Raw genomic sequence first — 3,985 nt, 5'->3', positions numbered from 1 at the left:
CGCGACGCCGGCGCCGCGCCCCGTCACAGCTGCCGATCACGGCCCCGTCGACGTCACCAAATATGTCTGCGTCCGCGACATCCAGACTCTCGACGCCTGGATCGCCAAGGCCCATGCGGCCGGCGTCATCGCCTTCGATACCGAGACGGACTCCCTGTCCTCGGCCAATGCGGGGCTGTGCGGCGTGTCCCTGGCCGTCGCGCCCGGAGAGGCCTGCTACATCCCGGTGGGCCACGAACACGAGGGCGGACTGGCGTTCGACGCCCCGGCCGACCTGACCCAGATCACCCACGACGAGGTGATCGCCCGGCTGAAGCCCCTGCTGGAGGACCCTTCGGTCCTGAAGGTGGCGCAGAACGCCAAGTACGACATCGCCGTGCTGTCGCGCCAAGGCATCAACGTGTCCCCCATCGAGGACACCATGCTAATCAGCTACGTGCTGGAGGCCGGCCTGCACAAGAGCCACGGCATGGACGAGCTTTCCAAGCGCTGGCTGGACCACGAGCCCATCCCTTTCAAGCAGGTGGCCGGGACCGGCAAGGCGCAGAAGAGCTTCAAGCATGTGCAGCTGGAGCCGGCCACCTGCTACGCCGCCGAGGACGCCGACGTCACCCTGCGGCTCTACCTGCTGCTGCGGCCGCGCCTGAACAGCGAGGGCCTGCTCACGGTCTATGAGACCCTGGAGCGGCCCATGCCCGCGGTCCTGGCCCAGATGGAGATCGAGGGCATCCGCATCGATCCCGACCAGCTGGCTCGCCTCAGCCACGACTTCTCCGTGCGCATGACCGAGCTGGAGGCCCAGGCCTACGAACTGGCCGGCCGGCCCTTCAACCTCGGCAGCCCCAAGCAGATCGGCGAGGTGCTCTATCAGGAGATGGGCCTGGCCTCGAAGAAGACCACGGCGACGGGGGCGCAAGGCACCGACGCCTCGATCCTCGAGGACCTGGCCGCCGCCGGCCACGAACTGCCCCGTGTCCTGCTGGACTGGCGGCAGCTCTCCAAGTTGAAGGGCACCTATACCGACAACCTGGCCGCGGCGATCTCACCCCGCACCAACCGCGTCCACACCTCCTATGCGCTGGGCGCCACGACCACGGGGCGGCTGTCCTCCTCCGACCCCAACCTGCAGAACATCCCGGTGCGCACCGAGGAAGGCCGCAAGATCCGCAAGGCCTTCATCGCCGAGCCGGGCCACGTCCTGATCAGCGCCGACTACAGCCAGATCGAGCTGCGCCTGCTGGCCCATGTGGGCGACATCCCGCAGCTGAAGAAGGCCTTCCTGGAGGGCCAGGACATCCACGCGGCGACGGCCTCGGAGATGTTCGGCGTCCCCATCGAGGGCATGCCGGCCGAGACGCGCCGCCGGGCCAAGGCGATCAATTTCGGCATCGTCTACGGCATCTCGGCCTTTGGCCTCGCCAACCAGCTGTCGATCCCGCAGGACGAGGCCGGGGCCTATATCAAGACCTATTTCGAGCGCTTCCCCGGCATCCGCACCTATATGGACCGCACCAAGCAGGGGGCACGGGCCCAAGGGTTCGTCACCACCATCTTCGGGCGCAAGGTCAATATCCCGGCGGTCTATTCCAAGTCCCAGGCCGAGCGGGCCTTCGGCGACCGGGCGGCCATCAACGCCCCGCTGCAGGGCGCGGCGGCCGACATCATCCGGCGGGCCATGATCCGCATGCCCGCCGCGCTGAAAGAGTCAGGCCTCAAGGCCCGCATGCTGCTGCAGGTGCACGACGAACTGGTCTTCGAGGCGCCGGAAGCCGAGGCCGACGCACTGATCAAGGTCGCCAAGCGGGTCATGGAGCACGCCGCCGAGCCGGTGGTGGCGCTGTCGGTGCCCCTGGTGGTGGACGCCCGCGCCGCCAAGAACTGGGATGACGCCCACTGAGCCTTGCCGAGGGCTGAAGAGAGATTTGAACCACGAACCTCACGAACGACACGAACTCGGAGCGGCCCGGCCTCAGCAGGTAGAATCGCGTTCGTGAAGTTCGAGGTTCGCGGCCGAACTTCTTGTCGCCTGGCGGCGATCAGAAACCTCGGGCCACCGACCCCTAGCCGCGACGGTCATCAATCCGCAGACGAATGAGGAACCGGGCGCCCGGGCTGACGTTCCCGCCACTGCGCCGCTTGGGCGCGGGGGCGACCTCCCTTGGCCATGACCGTTACCGAACCCTCTGCGAGCGCCTTCGCCCAGGTCCGCACCTGGCTGGCGACCGCGCCCCTGGGCGCGCTGGCCGAACTGGCCTGTCGCGCGGGTTATGTGGCGCGGGGCTTCATCTATCTGAGCATAGGCGCCATGGCGGTGGCCGCGGCCCTGGACCTGACGCCCAGAGCGGAAGGCTCGCGCGGCGTCCTTGAGGCCTGGGCGAACTGGCCGTTCGGCGTGGTGCTGTTGTGGCTCATAGGACTTGGCCTCTACGCCTTCGCGGGCTGGCGCTTGCTGCAGTCGGTATTCGACGCCGACCGGCAGGGCTCCAGCCTCAAGGCCATCGGCTCCCGGGTCGGCCAGGCGATCAGCGGTGTCGTATATGCCGCCCTGGGCGTCTCGGTCTTCAGCCTGATCGACACCCTGGAGAGCCTCACCGAGACCGACGAGCAGGCTGAGACCCGGCAGGCCGTGGCCAAGGTGCTGGACCTGCCCGGCGGCGAACTGCTGATCGCGGCGGCCGGACTGTTCATCCTGGGCGCGGGCGTCGGCAACATCATCCAGGTGTTTGGCCGAGACTTCTGCAAGCCGCTGGCCTGCGAGGCGGCTGTGCGCAGGTGGGCGCCCTGGGTCGGGCGCGCCGGCTATCTGGGACGGGGAGTAGCCTTCCTGCCCGTGGGCGGCCTGATGCTGATGGCGGGCCTGAAGGCCCGCAGCGGAGAGGCCACCGGCATGGGTGGCGCCCTGCAGATGATGGAGGCGCAACCGTTTGGCGACGCCCTGCTGATCCTGGTGGCCCTCGGCCTCGTCGCCTTCGGCGTCTTCGCCGTGATCGAGGCGCGCTACCGCCGGATAGCGGTGGAGCAGGTCATCAGCTGAGCGCTCCAGTTCAAAAGGTTAGGCCGCCGACCTGACAGCACGGCCCTGCAGGATACGGTGGCCGCTGTCGTCCAGGCGCACGGCGGTGAGCAGGCCCGTGGCGTAGGCGCCTGTGTCGACCCCGATGCGGCGGCCGGCGACCACCTGCGGCTCCTCCATCGGCGTATGCCCATGGACGATGACCTTCTCGAACTTGGCCGTGGACTGCAGGAATTCCGCCCGGATCCACAGCAAGTCGCGCTCCACCTGACGGTCCAGGGGCACCCCGGGACGCACCCCGGCGTGGACGAAGGCGTAGTCGCCCACGGTGATCATGATCTCCAGGCCCTCGTAGAAGGCCTTGTGGGACGCCGGCAAGGCGTCGCGAAACGCCACGCGCGCGGTTTCCCAGGCGTCGGGATCAGTGCGCGTCACCGGCGGCTGGACACCGTAGGAGGCAAGCGTCGCCGCCCCGCCGTGCTCCACCCACGTCTGGCCGAACCCCGGCTCATCGCGGAACTGCAGCAGGGCTTCCTCGTGGTTGCCCTTCAATGCCCGGACCTCGAAGGCGGGTTCGTCGGTCAGCTTCAGGATACGCTCGACCACCTGGGCCGAGGCAGGCCCCCGGTCCACATAGTCCCCCAGCAGGATCAGCATGGGCCGCTGGGTTGGCTGGGAGGCCAGGGCGTCCTCAGCGATCACGTGCAGCAGGGCGTCGAAGGCGTCGAGGCGGCCGTGGATATCCCCCACGGCATAGGCCAGCCGCCCCTCGGTGGAGGGCGGAGCTTGTGGGGTCTTGCGGCCGAACAGACGGGAGAACAAGGGTGGACCTCTAGAGCATTTTTCGATCAGTCTGCATCGTATCCAGCGGCGGCGAAGTAGTTCGCGCATTCCCTTGGTGTGAAGGCGTCGATGATTTGAGCGATGGCTGACCAGAGCTGCTCGAGGGTTCTGGCGGCGGCCTTTCGGAGC

3 protein-coding genes and 1 pseudogene are annotated in these 3,985 nt (G+C 68.1%); 2 read left to right on the top strand and 2 right to left on the bottom strand.

Annotation, left to right across the window (positions count from 1 at the left end; translation table 11 throughout):
• On the top strand, positions 1-1,897 hold a 1,897-nt coding region (gene polA, locus Q8N10_RS08555), incomplete at its 5' end, for a DNA polymerase I (RefSeq protein ID WP_305663893.1).
• Positions 1,898-2,164: 267 nt separating this feature from the next.
• The gene (locus Q8N10_RS08550) at positions 2,165-3,034 is read left to right on the top strand and encodes a DUF1206 domain-containing protein (RefSeq protein ID WP_304777331.1); all 870 of its coding nucleotides are present in this window, start codon (positions 2,165-2,167) and stop codon (positions 3,032-3,034) included.
• An 18-nt stretch (positions 3,035-3,052) separates the two neighbouring features.
• On the opposite strand, the gene Q8N10_RS08545 is transcribed toward Q8N10_RS08550, so the two are convergent.
• Positions 3,053-3,835 carry a metallophosphoesterase family protein gene (locus tag Q8N10_RS08545; RefSeq protein WP_304777330.1) on the bottom strand — a complete coding sequence of 261 codons (783 nt, stop codon included), beginning with the start codon at positions 3,833-3,835 and terminating at the stop codon, positions 3,053-3,055.
• Positions 3,836-3,861: 26 nt separating this feature from the next.
• Positions 3,862-3,985 (bottom strand): annotated as a pseudogene (locus Q8N10_RS08540) (IS630 family transposase); the annotation flags it as partial.

It is taken from the genome of Phenylobacterium sp. (assembly GCF_030693625.1).
Taxonomy (GTDB): Bacteria; Pseudomonadota; Alphaproteobacteria; order Caulobacterales; family Caulobacteraceae; genus Phenylobacterium; species Phenylobacterium ferrooxidans.
This window is presented reverse-complemented; position numbering and strand designations above follow the sequence as displayed.